This window comes from Flavobacterium sp. XGLA_31 (genome assembly GCF_051547105.1).
Taxonomy (GTDB): domain Bacteria; phylum Bacteroidota; class Bacteroidia; order Flavobacteriales; family Flavobacteriaceae; genus Flavobacterium.
Genome location: NZ_JBPTTM010000001.1, coordinates 662189 through 682767, shown reverse-complemented (window position 1 = coordinate 682767; position 20579 = coordinate 662189). Strand labels below are relative to the sequence as shown.

The 20579-nt window shown below is 39.7% G+C and carries 16 protein-coding genes; 10 read left to right on the top strand and 6 right to left on the bottom strand.

Annotated elements, in window-relative coordinates; genetic code table 11:
• The 4 genes from ACSVH6_RS03025 to ACSVH6_RS03010 all read right to left on the bottom strand — a co-directional run bounded on the left by ACSVH6_RS03025 (position 1) and on the right by ACSVH6_RS03010 (position 3021).
• A complete protein-coding gene (locus tag ACSVH6_RS03025) occupies positions 1-489 on the bottom strand; it encodes an IPExxxVDY family protein (RefSeq protein WP_438075414.1) in 489 nt (162 codons plus the stop codon).
• Positions 490-603: 114 nt separating this feature from the next.
• Positions 604-1344, bottom strand: coding sequence for a ribonuclease III (gene rnc / locus ACSVH6_RS03020; RefSeq protein ID WP_438075412.1), 741 nt, complete (start codon positions 1342-1344; stop codon positions 604-606).
• 7 nt (positions 1345-1351) lie between these two features.
• Positions 1352-2605, bottom strand: a complete 1254-nt coding sequence (gene fabF, locus ACSVH6_RS03015) for a beta-ketoacyl-ACP synthase II (RefSeq protein WP_438075410.1) — start codon at positions 2603-2605, stop codon at positions 1352-1354.
• Positions 2606-2784: 179 nt separating this feature from the next.
• Positions 2785-3021, bottom strand: a complete 237-nt coding sequence (locus ACSVH6_RS03010) for an acyl carrier protein (protein WP_007137004.1) — start codon at positions 3019-3021, stop codon at positions 2785-2787.
• A gap of 175 nt (positions 3022-3196) precedes the next feature.
• Between ACSVH6_RS03010 and purN the strand changes: the two genes are divergently transcribed.
• From purN to ACSVH6_RS02990, 4 genes are all read left to right on the top strand, one after another.
• Entirely contained in the window at positions 3197-3772 is a 576-nt protein-coding gene (gene purN / locus ACSVH6_RS03005; RefSeq protein WP_438075408.1) for a phosphoribosylglycinamide formyltransferase, read from the top strand.
• Positions 3769-4251 (top strand): ribonuclease HI, encoded by a 483-nt coding sequence (rnhA, locus tag ACSVH6_RS03000; RefSeq protein ID WP_438075406.1) that lies wholly within the window; start codon positions 3769-3771, stop codon positions 4249-4251. Before purN ends, rnhA begins: the two co-directional genes overlap by 4 nt.
• Positions 4252-4504: 253 nt before the next feature.
• Positions 4505-5431 (top strand): PfkB family carbohydrate kinase, encoded by a 927-nt coding sequence (locus ACSVH6_RS02995; protein ID WP_438075404.1) that lies wholly within the window; start codon positions 4505-4507, stop codon positions 5429-5431.
• Between the two features lie 110 nt (positions 5432-5541).
• Positions 5542-7440, top strand: a complete 1899-nt coding sequence (locus tag ACSVH6_RS02990; protein ID WP_438075402.1) for an amidophosphoribosyltransferase — start codon at positions 5542-5544, stop codon at positions 7438-7440.
• A gap of 600 nt (positions 7441-8040) precedes the next feature.
• Here the strand turns inward: ACSVH6_RS02990 and ACSVH6_RS02985 are convergent.
• Complete coding sequence (locus tag ACSVH6_RS02985) at positions 8041-8649, bottom strand: superoxide dismutase (protein ID WP_438075400.1); 609 nt, start codon at positions 8647-8649, stop codon at positions 8041-8043.
• Between the two features lie 102 nt (positions 8650-8751).
• Here ACSVH6_RS02985 and ACSVH6_RS02980 point away from each other — a divergent pair, with 102 nt between their 5' ends.
• The 5 genes from ACSVH6_RS02980 (at position 8752) to ACSVH6_RS02960 (ending at position 18125) form a co-directional block, all read left to right on the top strand.
• Positions 8752-9273, top strand: a complete 522-nt coding sequence (locus ACSVH6_RS02980) for a GNAT family N-acetyltransferase (protein WP_438075398.1) — start codon at positions 8752-8754, stop codon at positions 9271-9273.
• Positions 9273-12425, top strand: coding sequence for a UvrD-helicase domain-containing protein (locus tag ACSVH6_RS02975; RefSeq protein WP_438075396.1), 3153 nt, complete (start codon positions 9273-9275; stop codon positions 12423-12425). Before ACSVH6_RS02980 ends, ACSVH6_RS02975 begins: the two co-directional genes overlap by 1 nt.
• Before the next feature lie 144 nt (positions 12426-12569).
• Complete coding sequence (kbl, locus tag ACSVH6_RS02970; protein WP_438075394.1) at positions 12570-13763, top strand: glycine C-acetyltransferase; 1194 nt, start codon at positions 12570-12572, stop codon at positions 13761-13763.
• Between the two features lie 128 nt (positions 13764-13891).
• Positions 13892-15286 carry an OmpA family protein gene (locus tag ACSVH6_RS02965; protein ID WP_438075393.1) on the top strand — a complete coding sequence of 465 codons (1395 nt, stop codon included), beginning with the start codon at positions 13892-13894 and terminating at the stop codon, positions 15284-15286.
• A 64-nt stretch (positions 15287-15350) separates the two neighbouring features.
• Positions 15351-18125, top strand: coding sequence for a PD-(D/E)XK nuclease family protein (locus ACSVH6_RS02960; protein ID WP_438075392.1), 2775 nt, complete (start codon positions 15351-15353; stop codon positions 18123-18125).
• On the opposite strand, the gene ACSVH6_RS02955 is transcribed toward ACSVH6_RS02960, so the two are convergent.
• Positions 18122-18904, bottom strand: coding sequence for an alpha/beta fold hydrolase (locus tag ACSVH6_RS02955; protein ID WP_438075390.1), 783 nt, complete (start codon positions 18902-18904; stop codon positions 18122-18124). The genes ACSVH6_RS02960 and ACSVH6_RS02955 overlap by 4 nt on opposite strands.
• Positions 18905-19354: 450 nt before the next feature.
• On the opposite strand from ACSVH6_RS02955, the gene ACSVH6_RS02950 reads away from it, so the two are divergent.
• Entirely contained in the window at positions 19355-20578 is a 1224-nt protein-coding gene (locus ACSVH6_RS02950; RefSeq protein ID WP_438075388.1) for an AbiH family protein, read from the top strand.
• Position 20579 lies beyond the last annotated feature (1 nt).

Below are 20579 nucleotides of genomic sequence, written 5' to 3'. Positions count from 1 at the left end.
CTAAAAAATTAAATTATTTTTTGACTTTATTTTTTCGGCATCAACGGCATAAACCGTGCTGACTCTGTCTATTTTTTTGATACAATTGGCAATTTTGGAAACTTCAACCGAAGCATCACCGTTTTCAATTTTAAGAAAATAATCCACTTTCTTAAACTCCGGTATCAGATAGATTTTGGCTGAAAACGAATGGCCTTCCTCGGCAAACAATCCGGCATTACCTCCTCCCGATGCAATCGAAATTTCATTCTGGTTCTGTATCAGATTCCACAGTATATCTCTCTTTTCATCTTCAAAAATAAATCGGGTAAATTGTGTCTCCCCTTCCTTATGGCTGATATGGATATTACAATCACTTTTTCGCAGATTAATCGGCAAATTTTGGTTGATATAATAAGCCAATCGATAATCTTCTAAAGGCGAATGAATAGCAATTAACTGATAATCGATATCATCAAACTCGTCAATATGCAATTTGTGAACCGCCATATCTCGCAATTTTATGATGTAAATATAGTATATCTGGAACAGATTCCTACCAACAAAAAAGTGTGTTAACGTTATTTTATGAACGAAAACGTTATAGCTTTTTGAGAATCTGTATTATTTTATGTTAATTTTTTCCTGAAATGCAAAATAAGCGCGTTGGGACGCTTTTTCTTCTGCTTTCTTTTTTGAAGTAGCTCTGGCTTTGGCAATTACTTTTCCGTCGATGCTCAGCTTTACACCGAAGAACTTTTGACCGTCATTGCCGTTATCGTCAAAAACATCGTAATGAAAGGCCTTTTTTTCTTTCTGGCACCATTCAATAAGTAAACTTTTGTAACTGATGACCTTGCCTTCCAATTTGGCAATATCAACATACGGAATGATGACGCTTCTTTGAATAAACTTTTCACAAAAATCATAACCCTTGTCCAGAAAAATAGCTCCGACTAAAGCTTCAAAAATATTACCGTGAATGTTTTCTCCAAAATGCTGCGTAGGTACTTTGCTCTCTACAAATCGGATAAGATTCAAATCTCTACCCAATTCATTCAAATGCTCCCGGCTCACAATTTTAGAACGCATTTTCGTCAGGTAGCCTTCATCTCCTGCCGGTGCTTCTTTGTATAAATGAGCTGCAATTACAGCACTCAACATGGCATCACCAAGAAATTCCAACCGTTCATAATTCATCGGATTTCCTTTTAAATCCATGCGGTTGGTCGAACGATGGGTGAACGCTTTTTCGTAGTAGGCTATGGTTTGGGGCCGGAATCCTATAACTTTTTCAATTTCCTTAAAAAAAATCCCGTCCTCAGTCGAACGGGAATTTTTAAATATTTTTTTTAGAATTTTCATCTAAAACTTAGTCTTCTAATTTTTTGAATAAAACACAAGCGTTATGACCTCCAAATCCAAAAGTATTACTCATAGCAACTTTAACCTCTCTCTTTTGAGCTTTGTTCAAAGTCAAATTCAAACTAGGATCAATGTTTTCGTCCACCACTTTGTGATTAATCGTCGGTGGAACAATACCGTGTTTCATGGCCAAAATAGACGCAATCGCTTCAATAGCCCCGGCAGCTCCCAGTAAGTGACCGGTCATCGATTTGGTCGAATTGATGTTAATGTTCTTGGCATGATCCCCAAAAACAGCACTAATCGCTTTCAATTCAGCTACGTCACCCAGTGGGGTTGATGTCCCGTGTGTATTAATATGGTCTACTTGCTCCGGCTTCATACCGGCATCACGCAAGGTATTTTCCATCACGGCAATTACCCCAATTCCTTCCGGATGCGGAGCCGTTAAGTGGTAAGCATCTGATGACATACCGCCACCGCCAATTTCACAATATATCTTAGCGCCACGAGCTTTGGCATGTTCGTATTCTTCCAAAACCAAGGCTCCGGCTCCTTCCCCTAAAACAAACCCGTCTCGGGTCGCATCAAAGGGTCTTGATGCCGTTTCCGGACTGTCATTTCGGGTGGATAAAGCCTGCATAGAGTTGAATCCGCCCATACCGGCAATGGTTACAGCCGCCTCTGAACCGCCTGAGATGATTACGTCACACATTCCTAAACGAATGTAGTTGAATGCATCAATCAAAGCATTGGCTGAAGAAGCACAAGCGGAAACAGTCGTATAGTTAGGTCCCATAAAACCATTGCGCATCGAAATGTGTGCAGGAGCAATATCGGCAATCATTTTCGGGATAAAGAAAGGATTGAATCTCGGTGTTCCGTCTCCCTGTGCATAACTGATAACTTCCTCTTGGAAAGTTTCTAATCCGCCAATCCCGGCACCCCAAATCACGCCTACTCTTTGCTTGTTTACATTGTCATCGGTGATTCCGGCATCAGCAATGGCTTCCTGGCTGGCTGCCACAGCATACTGGGCAAACTTGTCCATTCTTCGCGCTTCCTTGCGATCCATGTAGTCTTCGATGTTGAAGTTTTTCACTTCACAAGCAAACTTTGTCTTATGTTTTTCGGTATCGTAGTAAGTAATCGGTGCAGCACCACTTTTCCCGTTTACCAAGGCTTCCCAGTATTCTGCTATGGAATTTCCTATCGGGGTTAATGCTCCTAATCCGGTTACTACAACTCGTTTTAATGCCATAATGTGTTTTTTACTAGTGTATTTAAACAAATAATACCCATGTTTTCTTCAAAGTTAAATCATTAAAGAGACAAGGGTATTTCAATATTTTTTAGATTGAATGTCAATCAGTTTTACTCTTTTCAGTAAAAATAATAAAAACCCCGTGAATAACCAGGTTTTCCACGGGTGAATTATTATTATTTTTTTGCTTCTTCGATGTAAGAAATAGCTTGACCTACAGTAGCAATGTTTTCAGCTTGATCGTCCGGGATTTGGATGTCAAATTCTTTTTCGAACTCCATGATCAACTCAACAGTGTCTAATGAATCAGCTCCTAAATCATTAGTGAAGCTTGCTTCTGTTACAACTTCGTTTTCGTCAACGCCTAATTTGTCTACAATAATCGCTTTAACTCTTGATGCAATGTCTGACATAATTTCTAAATTTTAATTTTAAATTGTTGGCAAAAATAAAAAACTTTATTTTAAAACAACATTTTTGTTACTAAATGTGTCCACGAAATTAAAAAATTAATTTGAAATTCTTACACAATCATGGTTTTAATTCGGGTTATTATTCTTTTTTTTGCGGTACCAAATTTGATTCCCCATGAAAAAGATTTTGCTTTTTGCATCCGGCAGCGGCTCTAATGTGGAAAACATTATTAACCATTTCAAACACAACGATTTCGTAACCGTTGCAGGCGTTTTTTCCAACAATCCAAATGCCGCAGTACTGCCTAAAGCAAAAGCACACCAAATCCCAACCTTTGTGTTCAACCGAACCGAACTCCAGGAAGGGATTGTTTTGCAAAGAATAAACGAAATCCAACCCGATTTGATTGTCCTCGCCGGCTTTTTATGGAAAATGCCCGAAACGATAGTACAGCAATTCCCCAACAAAATCATCAACATCCATCCGGCCTTATTGCCCAAATACGGAGGCAAAGGCATGTATGGAATGAATGTACACCAAGCCGTTTTAGAGAACAAAGAGCAGGAAACCGGCATCACCATTCACTATGTAAACGAACAGTATGACGAAGGCGAATTTATTTTCCAACAAAGGGTAAACATTCAGGAGTGTCAAACGTCTGAAGAAATAGCAGCCAAAGTACAAGCATTAGAACACGAACACTTCCCGAAAACAATAGAAAAACTACTAACTCCTGACACATCATTTTGAATTCCCACCAAGTCCATATCTACACTGACGGCGCTGCCAAAGGAAACCCCGGAAACGGAGGGTATGGCGTAGTCATGGAATTAGTGGGTACACCCTATAAAAAAGAATATTACGAGGGCTTCCGATACACCACCAACAACCGTATGGAATTGCTGGCCGTAATCGTCGGTTTGGAAAAACTCAAAAACCCCAACATGAAAGTCCTGGTCATCTCTGATTCCAAATATGTCGTGGATGCGGTAGAAAAAAAATGGGTCTTCGGCTGGGAAAAGAAAAACTTCACCGGCAAAAAAAATCCCGACCTGTGGATACGCTTCCTCAAAGTATACCGCCAACACCAAGTCGATTTCAAATGGATCAAAGGCCATAACAACCATCCGCAAAACGAACGTTGCGACCAATTGGCCGTCTACGCTTCCGGTCTCGACAAACTGTCCATCGATTATTTTTACGAAAAAGAAGAGGGAAAACTACTCTGATTCCCTTTTTTAGCCCTACCTTACAGTCTTTTACTCTATTCGCTAGAGTGCCGCTAGAGTGCCGCTAGAGTGCCGCTAGAGTGCCGCTAGAGTGCCGCTAGAGTGCCGCTAGAGTGCCGCTAGAGTGCCGCTAGAGTGCCACAACACTGCCACAACACTGCCACAACACTGCCACAACATGGCCATTCTCTTTCGGGGTTGCAACTCTGAAACTTTAGACTTATCTTTGCGCCTTTAATTTGAAACACAGAGAATGAACAAACTTTTAATAGTCGGTACGGTAGCTTTTGATGCCATCGAAACCCCCTTCGGAAAAACAGACAAGATTTTAGGCGGAGCCGGAACCTTTATCGGTTTATCTGCTTCCCATTTTAACGTAAAATCAGCTATCGTTTCGGTAGTAGGAGACGATTTTCCGCAAGCCTATTTAGACTTATTGACTGACCGAAATATTGATATCTCAGGTATCGAAATTGTAAAAGGAGGAAAGACATTCTTCTGGAGCGGCAAATACCACAACGATTTGAACTCCCGCGATACCTTAGTAACCGAACTAAACGTTTTAGCCGATTTCAATCCGGTAGTACCTCAGGATTTTAAAGATGCCGACGTAGTGATGTTGGGCAATCTCCACCCTATTGTACAAACCGGTGTGTTGAACCAATTAACAGCCAAACCGAAACTGGTCGTATTAGACACCATGAACTTCTGGATGGACTGTGCCCTTCCGGAACTGTTAGACGTCATCAAACGCGTAGACGTGATTACCATCAACGATGAGGAAGCCCGCCAATTATCAGGAGAATATTCCTTGGTAAAAGCAGCAGCCAAAATCCACACCATGGGACCTAAGTATGTAGTAATTAAAAAAGGAGAGCACGGTGCCTTGTTGTTCCACAACAAAGAAGTATTCTTTGCCCCGGCCTTACCATTGGAAGAAGTATTCGACCCAACCGGTGCCGGAGATACCTTTGCCGGAGGATTCGCAGGATACATTGCGCAAAGCGAAAACATCTCATTCAATAATATGAAAAACGCCATCATTCAGGGCTCTAACTTAGCGTCCTTCTGTGTCGAAAAATTCGGAACCGAAAGAATGGTCAGCCTCAAAAAAGAAGAAGTACAGGAGCGCTTGAAACAATTCAAAGCTTTAACACAATTTGATATAGAATTACAATAACTTTATGCCTCGAAACTTCGGGGCATTTTTATTTATAAAAAACACATAACAAGCTACTTACAACTATATGGACAAGCGCGACTTGTCTCTAAAACAACACAACAACTACTATGAGCGACGCTATTAAACACGAATGTGGAATCGCCCTTTTACGATTAAAAAAACCGCTGACCTTTTACAAAGAAAAGTACGGCTCTGCTTTTTACGGCATACAAAAAATGTACCTCCTCATGGAGAAGCAACACAACCGGGGTCAGGACGGCGCCGGATTTGCTTCCATCAAATTTGACGTAGAGCCCGGTGAACGATACATCAGCCGCGTGCGATCTAACAAAGCACAGCCTATTCAGGATATTTTTGCCCAAATCAACGATCGCATCAACGAAGAACTGGCACAACATCCCGAGTACCAAGACAATGTGGCTTTGCAGAAAGAACACCTTCCGTACATAGGCGAACTCTTCCTGGGACACGTACGTTATGGAACTTTTGGTAAAAACAGCCTGGAAAGTGTACATCCCTTTTTGCGTCAAAACAATTGGATGCACCGCAACCTCATCGTCGCCGGAAATTTTAACATGACCAATGTGACCGAGCTGTTCAACAGTTTAGTCGAATTGGGACAACATCCGAAAGAGATGGCGGATACAGTCACCGTAATGGAAAAAATCGGACATTTCCTCGATGATGAAGTAACCGACTTGTATCAGGAATGCAAAAACAATGGGCTGTCCAAAAGAGAAGCTTCTCCTGTTATCGCAGAAAAACTGGACATTGCTAAAATACTGAAACGCGCTTCCCGTGGTTGGGATGGCGGATATGCCATGGCCGGATTGTTGGGCCACGGCGATGCCTTTGTTTTCAGAGACCCTGCCGGTATTCGTCCGGCCTACTTTTATGAAGATGATGAAATCGTAGTAGTGGCTTCGGAAAGACCGGTGATTCAAACCGTCTTTAATGTCGCCTTTGAAAAAGTACAGGAACTGCAACCCGGACACGCTTTGATTGTAAAGAAGAACGGCCGATTGACACAGGAAGAAATCATCACGCCTACCGTAAAAAAAGCCTGTTCATTTGAACGTATTTACTTTTCTCGTGGCAGTGATGCCGAGATTTATCAGGAACGCAAAGAATTAGGAAAACTGATTTTACCGGCAGTGCTGGAAGCAATTGAAGATGACACTGACAACACTGTTTTCTCCTATATCCCCAACACTGCAGAAACTTCCTTTTACGGCATGGTGGAAGCAGCCAACGATTTCCTGAACCACAGAAAAAATCAATTCATCCTGGATAACCGAAAAACACTGACCAAAGAAAAGCTGGAACAAATCCTTTCGGTAAAAATAAGAACTGAGAAAATAGCCATTAAAGATGCCAAACTCAGAACATTTATCACCGAAGACAGCAGCAGAGATGATTTGGTCGCTCACGTGTACGATGTTACCTATGGGGTAATCCAACCCGAAGACAATCTCGTAATCATTGACGACAGTATTGTTCGTGGCACCACGTTAAAGATGAGCATACTGAAAATGATGGATCGTCTGAACCCGAAAAAGATTGTAGTGGTTTCTTCAGCTCCGCAAATTCGTTATCCTGATTGTTATGGTATTGACATGGCCAAACTGGAAGGTTTGGTTGCTTTTCAGGCGGCTTTGGCTTTATTAAAAGAGAGAAAGCTGTACCATATAGTAGAAGAAGTTTATGCCAAATGTAAAGCACAGGAAAATTACAAAGACCATGAAGTGGTTAACTATGTAACCGAAATTTACAAACCTTTCACTGATCAGGAAATCTCAGATAAAATAGCGGTTTTATTAACCTCGGAAGATATTAACGCCGAAGTAAAAATCATATTTCAAACCGTTGACAACCTCCACAAAGCCTGTCCGAAAAACTTAGGCGACTGGTATTTCACCGGAGACTATCCGACACCGGGTGGTAACCGGGTGGTTAACAAAGCCTTTATGAATTTTTATGAAGGGAAAGATGCTCGCGCTTACTAAAATTTAACACTTTTTTGAAGTTAAACGATTATTGTTGCCGTTTATCTGAATTTTTTGTGCGCTGAATATCAATGTACTTACATTTGACCTTACCATAGCATTAGTAGGTTAAGTTTATGGTAGATTTGGGGCAAAAAGGGTGAAAAGAAATTTTCACCTTTTTTATTTTATACCTTCCGGCACCCGTCAAAAATCCTTCAACGATTATACTTGCCGTTAATCTATTTTATTTTTTTAACAAGAGTTACTCCTATACTTTTGAATCACCATAGCATTAGTAGGTTAAGTTTATGGTAGATTTGGGGCAAAAAGGGTGAAGTTCTACTTCACCTTTTTTATTTTAAATGCGTCCGAAAATCTGCAAAAAAACCGATTTATACTCTCATTTGCCTATCATCCCAATATATTTTTAACAAAAACTCTTGTTTTTTAGACAGTTGTCCTTAGTTTTGTCCTACCATAGTATTTAGTAGGTTAAGTTTATGGTAGATTTGGGGCAAACAGGTGGAAGCAATTCCGCCTGTTTATTTTTTACACTAAACCCATAAAAAAACCGATTGCTTTCACAATCGGTTCTCTTAAAAGCCTGTTTAGCTTTATTTATTTTCCTGTAGCATACAATCTCGCTACTTCTGCCCAGTTAATTACATTAAAGAAAGCTTCGATATAATCCGGACGACGGTTTTGGTAGTGCAGGTAGTACGCATGTTCCCAAACATCCATTCCTAAAATTGGGAAACCGCCACAGCCGGTACCCGGCATTAACGGATTGTCCTGATTTGGTGTAGAGCACACCTCCAGTTTTCCGCCTTTATGAACACATAACCAAGCCCATCCTGAACCAAAACGGGTAGCACCGGCTTTGGCAAATTGGCTTTTGAATTCATCAAAAGAACCAAAAGCAGCATCAATAGCATCCGCTAATTCTCCTGATGGTTTTCCACTGGCATTGGGTGTCATTATTTTCCAAAATAAATTGTGATTGTAATGACCACCACCATTGTTTCGCACCGGCATATTGGTCATGTCAAGATTACTCAGAATATCTTCAATCGTTTTACCTTCCAAATCCGTCCCTGCAATAGCGGCGTTAAGGTTGGTAACATAAGCATTGTGATGTTTAGAATGGTGGATTTCCATTGTTCTGGCATCAATATGAGGTTCTAATGCATCGTATGCATAGGGCAATTGCGGTAATTCGAAAGCCATGATATTTTTGTTTTAGTTAGTATTAAAATGAATTCAAATTTATACATTTAACTTCGGAATTGAAAATACTATTTTCCAATTAACAAATAATTAAAACCAATAATGTCTTTCGACTTACAGCCTACCGCTCTTAAAAATGATTTGATAGCGTTAATTCCTTTGAAGGAGAGCGATTTTGAAGAATTATACGATGTGGCTTCCGACCCTTTGGTATGGGAACAACACCCAAATAAGCTTCGTTACCAACGGGAAGTTTTTCAGAATTATTTTGAAGGAGCCATACTTTCTAAAGGCGCTTTTTTAATTCGAGATACTCAAACGAATGAATGCATCGGAAGCAGTCGGTTTTATGATTATGATGAAAACGAAAAATCGGTTTTGATTGGCTATACCTTTATTGGTAGAAAATTTTGGGGTGCAGGATATAACAAAGCCCTGAAAAAACTAATGCTAGATCATGCTTTTCAATATGTCGATAAAGTCTATTTTCACATCGGCGCGTTCAATATCCGTTCACAAAAAGCCATTGAAAAAATTGGTGCGGTAAAAGTAGACGAATTTGAAGTCGAATATTATGGCGAAGAAAGTAAGTTGAATTTTGTTTATTTAATCCGAAAATCCTAATGCAAAGACCCGCTTTCTCTATATATGACGCTTCGGCAGGTTCCGGCAAAACGTACACTTTGGTAAAAGAATATTTAAAAATTATTCTGTTATCCAAAAAACCCGACGCCTATCGCAATATTCTCGCCATTACTTTTACCAATAAAGCGGTACACGAAATGAAAAGTCGTGTCGTGGAAAGTCTCTCAGAATTTGCCAAAGACGACCCTTCGGATAAAGCTTTGCAATTAATGCAGGACATCCAGTCGGAAACCGGATTGGCATTAGCCACCATTACCGAAAAGGCCAAAAGCATCATCAAAAACCTAATTCATAACTATGCGGCTTTTGACATTTCGACTATAGATAAATTCACTCACAAAGTCATTCGGGCTTTTGCCCACGATTTGAATTTACCCATTACGTTTGAAGTGTCTTTGGATACCGAAAACCTATTGACTGAGGCTGTAGACGCCATCATCGCCGAAGCCGGCAATGACGAAACCCTGACCAATTTGCTCGTGGATTTCACTATGGAAAAAACCGATGACGACAAATCCTGGGACGTGTCGCGCGACATTATGGAAACCGGAAGATTGATTCTTAATGAAAACAATCGGGAAGAAGTAGCGCATTTTCACAATAAAACCATCGCTGAATTCATTGAAATCAAGAACAAACTCACGGAACTTTGCGCTCAAATAGAAGCTGAAACAGTTGATTTAGCTTCTGAAATGTTGTTATTAATCGAAAACAAAGGCATTGATTTGGCTTCATTTTCAAGACAAACCTTTCCAAATCATTTGTTAAGCATTCAACAAAAAAGGTTTAATCCAAACAATAAGATGTTTCATGAGTTTGAAGACATCCAAATCAACAGCAAAGCCGTTGACCGAGATATTATCGAGAGTATTATTCCTGATTTACTCAGCATATTGAGTTCTATCTATAAAAAATTCGAAAAGAAAAACTTTTACGAAGCCTTCTTAAAAAACATCACGCCGCTTTCATTACTGAATACCGTGAATACTGAATTAGCCAAAATTCAGAAGGAGCAAAACGTTCTTTCCATAGCCGAATTCAACAAACTCATCAACGACCAGATTCAAAACCAGCCGGCACCTTTTATTTATGAGCGTTTAGGCGAAAAATACCGTCATTTCTTTATTGATGAATTTCAGGACACTTCAGAAATGCAGTGGCAAAACCTGATTCCGCTGATTGACAATGCGCTCGCAAGCGAGGATTTGAACGGCGAACGCGGTTCTTTGATGATTGTGGGCGACCCAAAACAATCCATTTATCGTTGGCGTGGTGGCAAAGCGGAACAGTTTATCGAGTTGAGCAAAAGCAAAAATCCGTTTGTCAATCCCGATAAGGAATTGTTTTCGTTAGGAACCAATTACCGCAGCTATTCGGAAATCATTGACTTCAACAACAAACTCTTTGGGTTTTTATCGGGACAGTTTTTAAATGAAGATTACAAAGATTTGTATCAAAATCACAGCCATCAACAAGCCAATTCTAAAAAAGGCGGCTATGTCAATATTTCATTTATCCCGAAAATTGAAAAAAGCAGCACAGAGGAAGAAGAAACTTTGGCAAAAGACGATTTGTATCTGCAAGCAACACTTCATAAGATTTTGCAAGTTCAACAAAACGGTTTCCGCTGTAAAGACATTGTTGTTTTGACCCGAAAAAAATCACACGGATCACTCGTTGCCAAATATTTAACCGAAAACGGCATTCCTATTTTGTCCTCGGAAAGCCTGATGCTCAGTGCTTCTTCCGAAGTACAGACTATCATTCATGTTTTGCGTTATTTGAAAAACCGTGACGATTTGCAGTCTAAAGCTCATTTTCTCTATTACCTGGCAACGCAACAAGACCGTTTGGCAATTCACGATTTCATTGCACAAGGCATGAATCAGCCTGATGAAGAAAGTTTTCAAAGCTGGTTAGCAACATTCCACATTGATTTTTCGTTTCAAAACATTCGCAAAAAATCGTTGTACGAAGCTACAGAAATCATCATTGCCAAAGTCATACCGATGGTCAAACGCAATGCTTATGTGCAATTCTTTTTGGACATAGTCTTGGAACGCGATGTAAAAAACCAAGCCGGTGTTGCCGATTTTCTGCAATATTGGGATAATAATGCTGAGAAACTGAGTATTCCTTCTCCCGAAGGCAATGATGCCGTTCGGATTATGACGATTCACAAATCCAAAGGACTGGAGTTTCCCGTAGTTATTTTTCCTTTTGCCGAAGAAGATTACAGTAAAGGCCCTCGTGAAAAAATGTGGCTCAATGCCGATGAAGCCGTTACGGGTTTGTCCAAAGCATTGGTTGACAAAAGCAGCAAAGTAGAAGGCTATGGTGGAGAAGCCGCTTTGGTCTACCACCAAAAAAAGCAGGAAGAATTGCTAGATAACATCAACGTCTTATACGTGGCGCTAACGCGTGCTGAGGAGCAATTATACATTATTTCGGGCATGCAGAGCAAAAGCAAAACAACAGGTGACTACCCTAACAATATGGCCTCCTTTTTTATCCGTTTTTTGGAAAATAAAGGTTTTGAAGAAACTCAATTTGATTATTCCTTTGGCGATGCCAAAAAGCTGTCGGTATCCAAAGAAATTAAGACTGAGACCGAAACCATCCCACAGCTGTCAGCCACTTTGAATCCGAAGAGTATCAAGATTGCTCAAAAGGAAAGTCTGATGTGGAATACGCAACAACAAAAAGCCATTGAATACGGAAATATTATCCATGAGATTTTGTCCTTTGTTAAAACCAAAAATGATATTGATTTGGCTCTGACCAAAGCCATCGAGAATGGATTGATAATTACTTCTCAAAGAGAAACCGTAGAAAAAACAATCGGGGAAATCGTCAACCATCCGGAATTGGATTCTTATTTCTGTTCTGAAAACACTGTTTTAAACGAAAAAACCATCCTTCAAAAAGACGACAACATTGTCAAGCCCGATCGCATGGTCTTGAATCATCAAAACGAAATGTATTTACTCGATTATAAAACCGGTGCTCATCAGGCCAAATATTCCATCCAATTGGAAAACTATCAAAAAGCCATTGAAAAAATGGGTTTCAAAGTCACTAAAAAAGCTTTGGTTTACATTGGAGACGAAATTGAAATTGTAAATTTGTAAGCTAAAAATAAACTACTCACAATCTATGTGCGGAAAAATCCAACAACACCTGGAAAACATTTGATATTAAGAGGAGGACTGCCAGTGGCAGTAAGGTACAAAAGAACAATTTAAACAAAAACAAACTAAATCCATAAAATACCCATGTACGGAAAAATTCAACAACACCTACAAAACGAATTAGATACCATTGAACAAAATGGTATTTTTAAAAGAGAACGCATCATCACTTCGCCTCAAGGGGCAGAAATTACGGTAAACGGCAAAACTGTTTTAAACTTTTGCGCCAATAATTATCTGGGATTATCATCTCATCCGGAAGTAATTCAGGCTGCTAAAGACACGCTGGATTCACATGGCTTCGGAATGTCATCGGTGCGTTTTATTTGCGGAACGCAGGATATTCACAAAACTTTGGAGAAAAAAATAGCCGATTTCTACGGCACAGAGGACACTATTCTTTATGCTGCTGCATTTGATGCCAATGGTGGCGTTTTCGAACCGCTTTTAGGAGAAGAAGACTGTATCATTTCCGACAGCTTGAACCACGCTTCGATTATTGACGGGGTGCGTTTGTGTAAAGCCGCTCGCTATCGTTATGAAAATTCCAATATGGAAGATTTAGAAAATCAATTAAAAAAAGCGGTAGAAGCCGGACATCGTTTCAAACTTATCGTTACCGACGGTGTTTTCTCTATGGACGGATTGGTAGCGCCTCTTGATAAAATCTGTGATTTAGCAGACAAATATGATGCTTTGGTTATGGTTGACGAGTGTCATGCCGCCGGCTTCATAGGCGCAACCGGCAAAGGAACTTTGGAAGCTAAAGGCGTAATGGGCCGAGTAGATATCATCACCGGAACTCTAGGAAAAGCGTTGGGTGGCGCTATGGGCGGTTATACCACAGCTAAAAAAGAAATCATTGAAATCCTGCGTCAGCGTTCAAGACCTTATTTGTTCTCAAACTCATTGGCACCGGCTATTGTTGGAGCTTCTATCAAAGTTTTTGAGCTTTTGGAAAAAGACACAACATTGCGTGATCAACTGGAATGGAACACCAATTATTTCAAAGCAGGTATGAAAGCTGCGGGTCTTGATATTATCGACGGAGATTCCGCCATTGTCCCGGTAATGCTGTATGATGCCAAATTATCTCAGGTGATGGCTGACGAATTATTGAAAAAAGGTATTTATGTTATCGGGTTCTTTTATCCCGTGGTTCCGAAGGATAAAGCCCGCATCCGCGTACAACTTTCTGCGGCCCACACGAAAGAACATTTGGATAAAGCCATTTCAGCCTTTACCGAAGTTGGAAAAATGCTGAAAATTATTTCCTAACTGTCTAAATTTCAGAATTTATTCAAAACCTTACATAATTTCCACATTTTAACCATATCATTTTGATATTATGTTAATAGGTATTACTTTTGCTTTATTATATATATTATAATCTAATCAAATTAAGTATGAAACATCTTAACAAATTATTCGTTGCAATGCTGATGTTAGCTGGATTCAGCTCTCAAGCTCAAGACAGTAACAATCCTTGGGCGATTTCGTTTGGGGTAAATGCGGTAGACACCAGAGTGAGTGCTGCATCAAAATTAGAAGATCAGTTTTCTCAGTATTTTAATGCTAAGGACAACTGGAACATCCTTCCATCGGTATCTTTCGTTAACGTATCTAAGTACGTTGGGGATAATTTCTCTTTTGGAGTAACAGGATCAGTTAACAGAATTACTAAATATGTTAATCCAAGAGTTGACAATGGACCTTACACCGTAACTAATCCGGGTGATTTAAACTACTATGCGGTTGACGGAGTAATCAACTACAGCTTGATGAGTTTAATCAAATCTAAAACTATCGACCCTTCTATCCACATCGGGGGTGGTTATACTTGGTTTGGCGATGATAATCACGCAGGTACATTAAACGGAGGTTTAGGATTAACTTACTGGTTCTCAGAAACTGTTGGTTTATCGCTTCGTTCTACTTACAAACAATCTTTCGAAGATGTTCGTGAAGACATGCCATCGCACATGCAGCACTTTGCCGGTCTTATCTTCAAATTCGGAGGTAAAGACACTGACGGTGACGGAGTGTATGACAAAGATGATGCTTGTCCTGAAGTAGCTGGTCCTAAAGCCACTAATGGTTGTCCTGACACGGATGGAGATACAGTACTTGACAAAGACGATACTTGTCCGGATGTTGCCGGTTTAGTTGAATTCCAAGGTTGTCCTGATACAGACGGTGATGGTGTAGCTGACAAAGATGATGCTTGTCCGGATGTTGCCGGTTTGAAATCAATGGGCGGATGTCCTGATACGGATGGTGACGGAATTACTGATAAATCAGATAAATGTCCTGAAGTAAAAGGACCAAAAGAAAATGCTGGTTGTCCTTGGCCGGATAGAGATGGTGACAAAGTTTTAGATAAAGATGACAAATGTCCGGATGTAGCGGGTACTGTTGCTAACAACGGTTGTCCTGAAGTATCTGACGAAGTTGTTAAACGTTTGAATGACTACGCTAAAACAATCTTGTTCAACTCTGGTAAAGCTTCTTTCCAACAACAAACGTATCCAGTATTACAATCAATTGCTGCTATCTTAAAAGAATACCCTTCTTCTAATTTCTCTATTGAAGGTCACACAGATAGCGATGGTAAAGATGCTGCGAACCAAAAATTGTCTGAAGACAGAGCTGCTGCCGTTAAAAATTACTTAATCGAAAACGGAATTGCTGCTTCAAGATTAACTTCAGTAGGTTACGGTGAGTCTAGACCAATCGATACTAACAAAACGAAAGCTGGTAAAGCAAACAACAGAAGAGTTGAAGTGAAATTGGTAAAATAATTTCCTTTCAAAATATTTTCCAGAAAACGCCCCGATATTCGGGGCGTTTTTTTATTTTTATGCTATGCTGAAACCCACTTTTCTCGAACGCTTAGCACAGGAAATTCTGAAGAACCATCCCAATGGTTTGACGGATTTGGTAATTGTATTGCCCAATAAAAGAGCCAAAGTCTTTTTGCTTGAAGCCTTAAAAAAACAGATAGACCATACGGTTATTGCTCCGGAGATTATCAGCATCGAAGACTTTATTCAGGAAGTAGCCGGTGTTCGCGCTGTTGACAGTGTAGAACTCCTATTCGAATTTTACGAAGTGTACCTCAGCCGGACAGAAAAAGAGCAACAGGAGTCTTTTGACCTTTTTGCCAACTGGGCCAAAACACTACTGCAGGATTTCAATGAAATTGACCGTTACCTACTCGAACCCGATAAAGTTCTCCAATACCTCGAAAACATAAAAGAGATTGAACATTGGTGGGAAAGGGTGGAAAACAAAACTGCGCTGGTGGAAAAGCATCTCGCCTTTTGGAAAAAACTGCCTGATTATTACCATTCTTTTTACCAATACCTGCTCAATAAAGGCGTGGGGTATCAGGGGCTGATATATCGTGAAGCCGTTGAGAATCTCAATCATTTTTCCGAAAACAACAGCAACCAGTTTGTTTTTGCCGGTTTCAACGCTCTCAATCAGGCGGAAGAAAAGATTATCCAACACTTGTTGGCCCTGGACAAAGCCAACATCTACTGGGATATTGACGCAACCTTATTGAATGACAGCTTCCACGATGCCGGTTTATTTCAAAGAAAATTCAAATCGGAGTGGATACATTATAAAACCCATCCTTACGAATGGATTGTCAATGATTTTACCGAAGCCAAGAACATCCAGGTCATCGCCACATCCAAATCTATCGGTCAGGCCAAGATTGCCGGCGGTATTATCGCGAAACACATTGAAAACAATCCCGCTAACCTGCAACACGTTGCGCTGGTGTTGGGAGAAGAAAACCTGCTCCTGCCCATCTTACATTCGTTGCCTGACACAGTGGATGCCTTGAATATCACCATGGGATTTTCAAGCAAAAACAATCCTGCGCAATTGCTCATCGCGAAGTTGTTTCGTTTACACACCAATGCCCTTTCCCGAAATGCTGCCAACTATGTGATGTATTACAAAGATGTATTGGATGTGTTAACCCATCCTTTGATTGAACCTTATGTTAAAGCAAGCGAATTGATTAACCGCATCAATCGGAACAATTATACTTTTATCACTCATAAAAAACTCCTCGAACTTCAACCCGAAGGCAATGCATTATTCACGCTCTTATTTCAAAAATGGGATACCGCAGCCGTGGCTGTTTTAGAAAATCTGTCGCAGGTATTGCTCCAAATCAAAGCGCAACTGAGCTACGACAATGAGGAAGAAAAAATCACCAATGCCTTTGTGTATTCCGTGTTTAAAGTCCTTAACAAAATGACCTCCTATTTCACCGGACACCAGGCCATAAGTGATATCAAAACCCTGCAAGCCATCTACAAGCAGGTTATTGAAGTGGCCGAAGTATCTTTTGAAGGAGAGCCCCTGAACGGCTTGCAAATTATGGGGGTGCTGGAAAGCCGCGTGCTCGATTTTGAAACGGTAATCATTACCTCGGTCAACGAAGGAAAATTTCCGGCAGGGAAAAGCACCAATTCCTTTATTCCCTATGATGTAAAAAAAGAATTAGGCCTTCCTACGTACAAAGAGAAGGACGCGATTTATACCTATCACTTCTATCATTTGCTGCAACGCGCCAAAAACATCTACCTCATCTACAATGCCGACAGCGAAGGATTTGATGCGGGTGAAAAAAGTCGCTTCATCACCCAGTTGGAAGTGGAGAAACAACACCAACACCAACTGTCGTTTCAGTATTACAATCCCAATGTGCCTAACATCGCTTATGAGCCCATCAAAGTCCCTAAAACGGAAAGCGTATTGGCACGCCTGCGCGAAATCAATGAAAAAGGCTTCTCTCCTTCTTCACTGACAACTTATATCCGCAACCCGATACAGTTCTATTTTCAACGGATTCTTCGCATCTCCGAAGCCGATGAAGTAGAAGAAAACATAGCCGTAAATACCTTGGGAACCATCATACACGGGACTTTGGAAGAATTATACAAACCGTTTGTCGGTAGGCTTTTGACCAAAGAAGACCTTAGCGGCTGTTACCCAAAGATTGATGCCGAAGTGCTCAGACAGTTCAAAGAAGTATACAAAGAAGGCGAAATCAATACAGGAAAAAACCTGTTGGCTTATGAAGTAGCCAAACGCAACGTTCTCAACTTCCTGAAGTTGGAACACGAAGCCTTGGAAGACGGTGACGACATCCAAATCATTGCACTAGAGGCCGATCTAAGCCAAACGTTAACGCATGAAAAACTGCCCTATCCTATTACCATTGCCGGAAAGGTGGACCGAATTGAATTGAGAAACAAAAAGGGAGAAAAGGCTAAAATCAGGATTATTGATTACAAAACAGGTAAAGTAGAAAAAGCCAATGTTACCTTAAAAGACTGGAACGGTTTGACTGAGGACAGCAAAAACGAGAAGATTATTCAGGTGCTGGCCTATGCTTATATGTTTGAAAAAGAAGCCAAAGGCCTTGATATCGAGGCGGGAATCATTTCATTTAAAAACCTGAAAGCGGGTTTTTTGCCTTTTACCTTCAAGCAGGAGAAAGAGACTACTGAAGTGATTACTCCGGAAATCATGGAAAGTTATTTGGAACAAGTCGTTCTTTTGTTGCAGGAGATACTGGACATCTCCATCCCTTTTGAAGAGAAAATCAATTAGACTTTTTTCAGGAAACTCAACAAAACCTTTAGGAGCTCACTTTCGTTTTCGATATGCGACATGTGGCCGTCGGGAAACGTGGTCAACTGTACCTTAGTGCCTTCCAACTGGTCAATGTTGTCTTCGTAAGGCAACACTCCGTCCTTTTGGCCCAAAACCAACTGGATAGGATAAGGGGCAAAATGCAGAATTACCTCGCGGTCTTTGCGTATTTTCATCCCTTCAAGCGCTGCAACGATACCCTGCAAAGGGGTTTTCAACGCCTGAGCCTTCACCGCTTCAATCTCCTCTGCCAAACGGACGCGGTTGTCCTCGCTGAACAAATTGGCAATCGACATACTCACAAAATTGACATAATTCTGTTTGACACACACCACCGCCCTATCGCGGTTGATTTTGCGTTCCTCGCTGTCAGCTCTTGAGGTCGAGTTGAGCAGGAACAACCCTTTGACATGGTCAGGGTACAATTCGGCAAAAGCCAAAGCCACATACCCGCCCATGGAATGCCCTACCAAAACGGCCTTTCTGATTTTTAAAAAAAGGAGTAAGGCATAGAGCATATCCGCCTGATCTTCCATCACGTGAACATACCCGAGACACTCTGTTTCGCCGTGACCCAATAAGTCAACCGTGATGACACGGTGCTTCTTGGCCAACTCGGGCACAAAGGCGTTCCACATGGTTTTGTTCTCCAAAAAGCCATGCAGTAACAGCACAGCGGTGCCTTTACCTTCGTCGGTATAAGAGATTTTGGTGTTTTTGTAAACGAGTTGTTTCAAGTCAGTACTTCAGATTTACTTGGTCGGTCACTCTTTAGGTTCGTGCCCGGTTTCCGGTTCAAAAATAGCATTTAGGGCTGAATGCAGGAAGGGTTGTTGATAAATTAGCAGCGCAACCCAACTTAAGTCATGGGAAAGCGTTGTTTTTGTCGGGATTGGTTTTTTAAACGATACGGTTCCGAAAATCATTTCAGCCTTAGCCTGAAATCAAAAGCTAAGGACCTCTTCTTTAATTTCTGTACAGCAATGGTACCATTCCCGTACGGAAATGAAGTCATTCCTGTACGGAAATAAAATGATTTCCGTACGGGAATTAAAAAATACGTCCGCATCTAAGAAAAATAAGGTGCTGAAAAGGCTTCAAGAAGTAACGGATGAGCAATGACTCCATGCAAAATCTTTTATAACTTTTATGGTTACATTTCCTATATTTGAGAAAAGGATTTAAAAATGAACCGACTTATTATTATTGGAAATGGTTTTGACTTAGCGCATGGATTGCCAACAAAGTATAATGACTTTATTGATGATTTTTGGAAGGGTTTTAGTAAAAATTGTAACACAGAAGAGTATAAAAAATTTGTTTTTACAAATGAATCATATAATAAATATTATCTCAATTATGGGGAAATAAATAGTTTCAGTGATTTTAAAAACTCAATCAAAGAATGTGTCAAAGAACATCCTGAACAAGACTTTAATGAACAACAATTGAATTTTTACACTAATATATTTGCCTCTAGACAAAAGATATTTGGATTTAGAAATAACTTTTTCAAACTAATTAATCTTAAAAGTCATGAGAATTGGATTGATATAGAAAATGAGTATTATAGTTTACTAAAAAATTGTTTAAATAGTAATCAATCAATAACTGAATTGAATAGAGAATTCGAGGAAGTAAAACAATTATTCGAAAATTACCTAAACAAGAATGTAATCGAAAAATATATTTTTGAAAAAGAATCAGTTAAAGACTTTCTTGAAATATTTAAAAAAAACACTTTTTATGCAAATAATATCAATATTAATAATCTCTTTAGAGAAATTTCAAAGAAGGGTGAAAATAAATTGAAAGAAGACTATCAAGCACTTCAAGTTAAAAGAACAGGATATAAAAATCCTAATTATGAGAATTTAAAAATTGAAATAGCAAATACATTTTTAAGTTTCAATTACACCTCAACTATGAAATCCTACTTAAGCTTTCTAAATATTAATGATTTCTTTTTGAATGAAATTCATGGTAATTTATTAGATGAATCTAATCCAATTAATTTTGGATTTGGGGACGAAATGGATAGTCATTACAAACAAATAGAAGAGAAGAATGACAATGAATATTTAAAAAACATTAAATCTTTTCAGTATCTGCATACTCCAAACTACAAAAGGCTTTTAGATCTTATAGAAAGTAATGTTTTTCAAGTGTACATCATGGGCCACTCCTGTGGATTGTCAGATAGAACCTTATTAAACACCATTTTTGAACACGAAAATTGTTGTTCAATTAAAATATTTTATCACCAAAAAGAAGACGGTTCAGATAACTATACTGAAATCACTCAAAACATATCAAGGCACTTTAACAAAAAAGCATTGATGAGAGAAAGAATTGTAAACAAAACCCTCTGCCAACCCTTGCCACAAATACAGTTGTCTAAAAAACAATAAT

Bases quoted from the DNA above. Each gene is read 5' to 3' on its own strand.
- ACSVH6_RS03025 (WP_438075414.1), bottom strand. From the start codon at position 489: ATGGCGGTTCACAAATTGCATATTGACGAGTTTGATGATATCGATTAT.
- rnc (WP_438075412.1), bottom strand. From the start codon at position 1,344: ATGAAAATTCTAAAAAAAATATTTAAAAATTCCCGTTCGACTGAGGAC.
- fabF (WP_438075410.1), bottom strand. From the start codon at position 2,605: ATGGCATTAAAACGAGTTGTAGTAACCGGATTAGGAGCATTAACCCCG.
- ACSVH6_RS03010 (WP_007137004.1), bottom strand. From the start codon at position 3,021: ATGTCAGACATTGCATCAAGAGTTAAAGCGATTATTGTAGACAAATTA.
- purN (WP_438075408.1), top strand. From the start codon at position 3,197: ATGAAAAAGATTTTGCTTTTTGCATCCGGCAGCGGCTCTAATGTGGAA.
- ACSVH6_RS02995 (WP_438075404.1), top strand. From the start codon at position 4,505: ATGAACAAACTTTTAATAGTCGGTACGGTAGCTTTTGATGCCATCGAA.
- ACSVH6_RS02990 (WP_438075402.1), top strand. From the start codon at position 5,542: ATGAGCGACGCTATTAAACACGAATGTGGAATCGCCCTTTTACGATTA.
- ACSVH6_RS02985 (WP_438075400.1), bottom strand. From the start codon at position 8,649: ATGGCTTTCGAATTACCGCAATTGCCCTATGCATACGATGCATTAGAA.
- ACSVH6_RS02980 (WP_438075398.1), top strand. From the start codon at position 8,752: ATGTCTTTCGACTTACAGCCTACCGCTCTTAAAAATGATTTGATAGCG.
- ACSVH6_RS02975 (WP_438075396.1), top strand. From the start codon at position 9,273: ATGCAAAGACCCGCTTTCTCTATATATGACGCTTCGGCAGGTTCCGGC.
- kbl (WP_438075394.1), top strand. From the start codon at position 12,570: ATGTACGGAAAAATTCAACAACACCTACAAAACGAATTAGATACCATT.
- ACSVH6_RS02965 (WP_438075393.1), top strand. From the start codon at position 13,892: ATGAAACATCTTAACAAATTATTCGTTGCAATGCTGATGTTAGCTGGA.
- ACSVH6_RS02960 (WP_438075392.1), top strand. From the start codon at position 15,351: ATGCTGAAACCCACTTTTCTCGAACGCTTAGCACAGGAAATTCTGAAG.
- ACSVH6_RS02950 (WP_438075388.1), top strand. From the start codon at position 19,355: ATGAACCGACTTATTATTATTGGAAATGGTTTTGACTTAGCGCATGGA.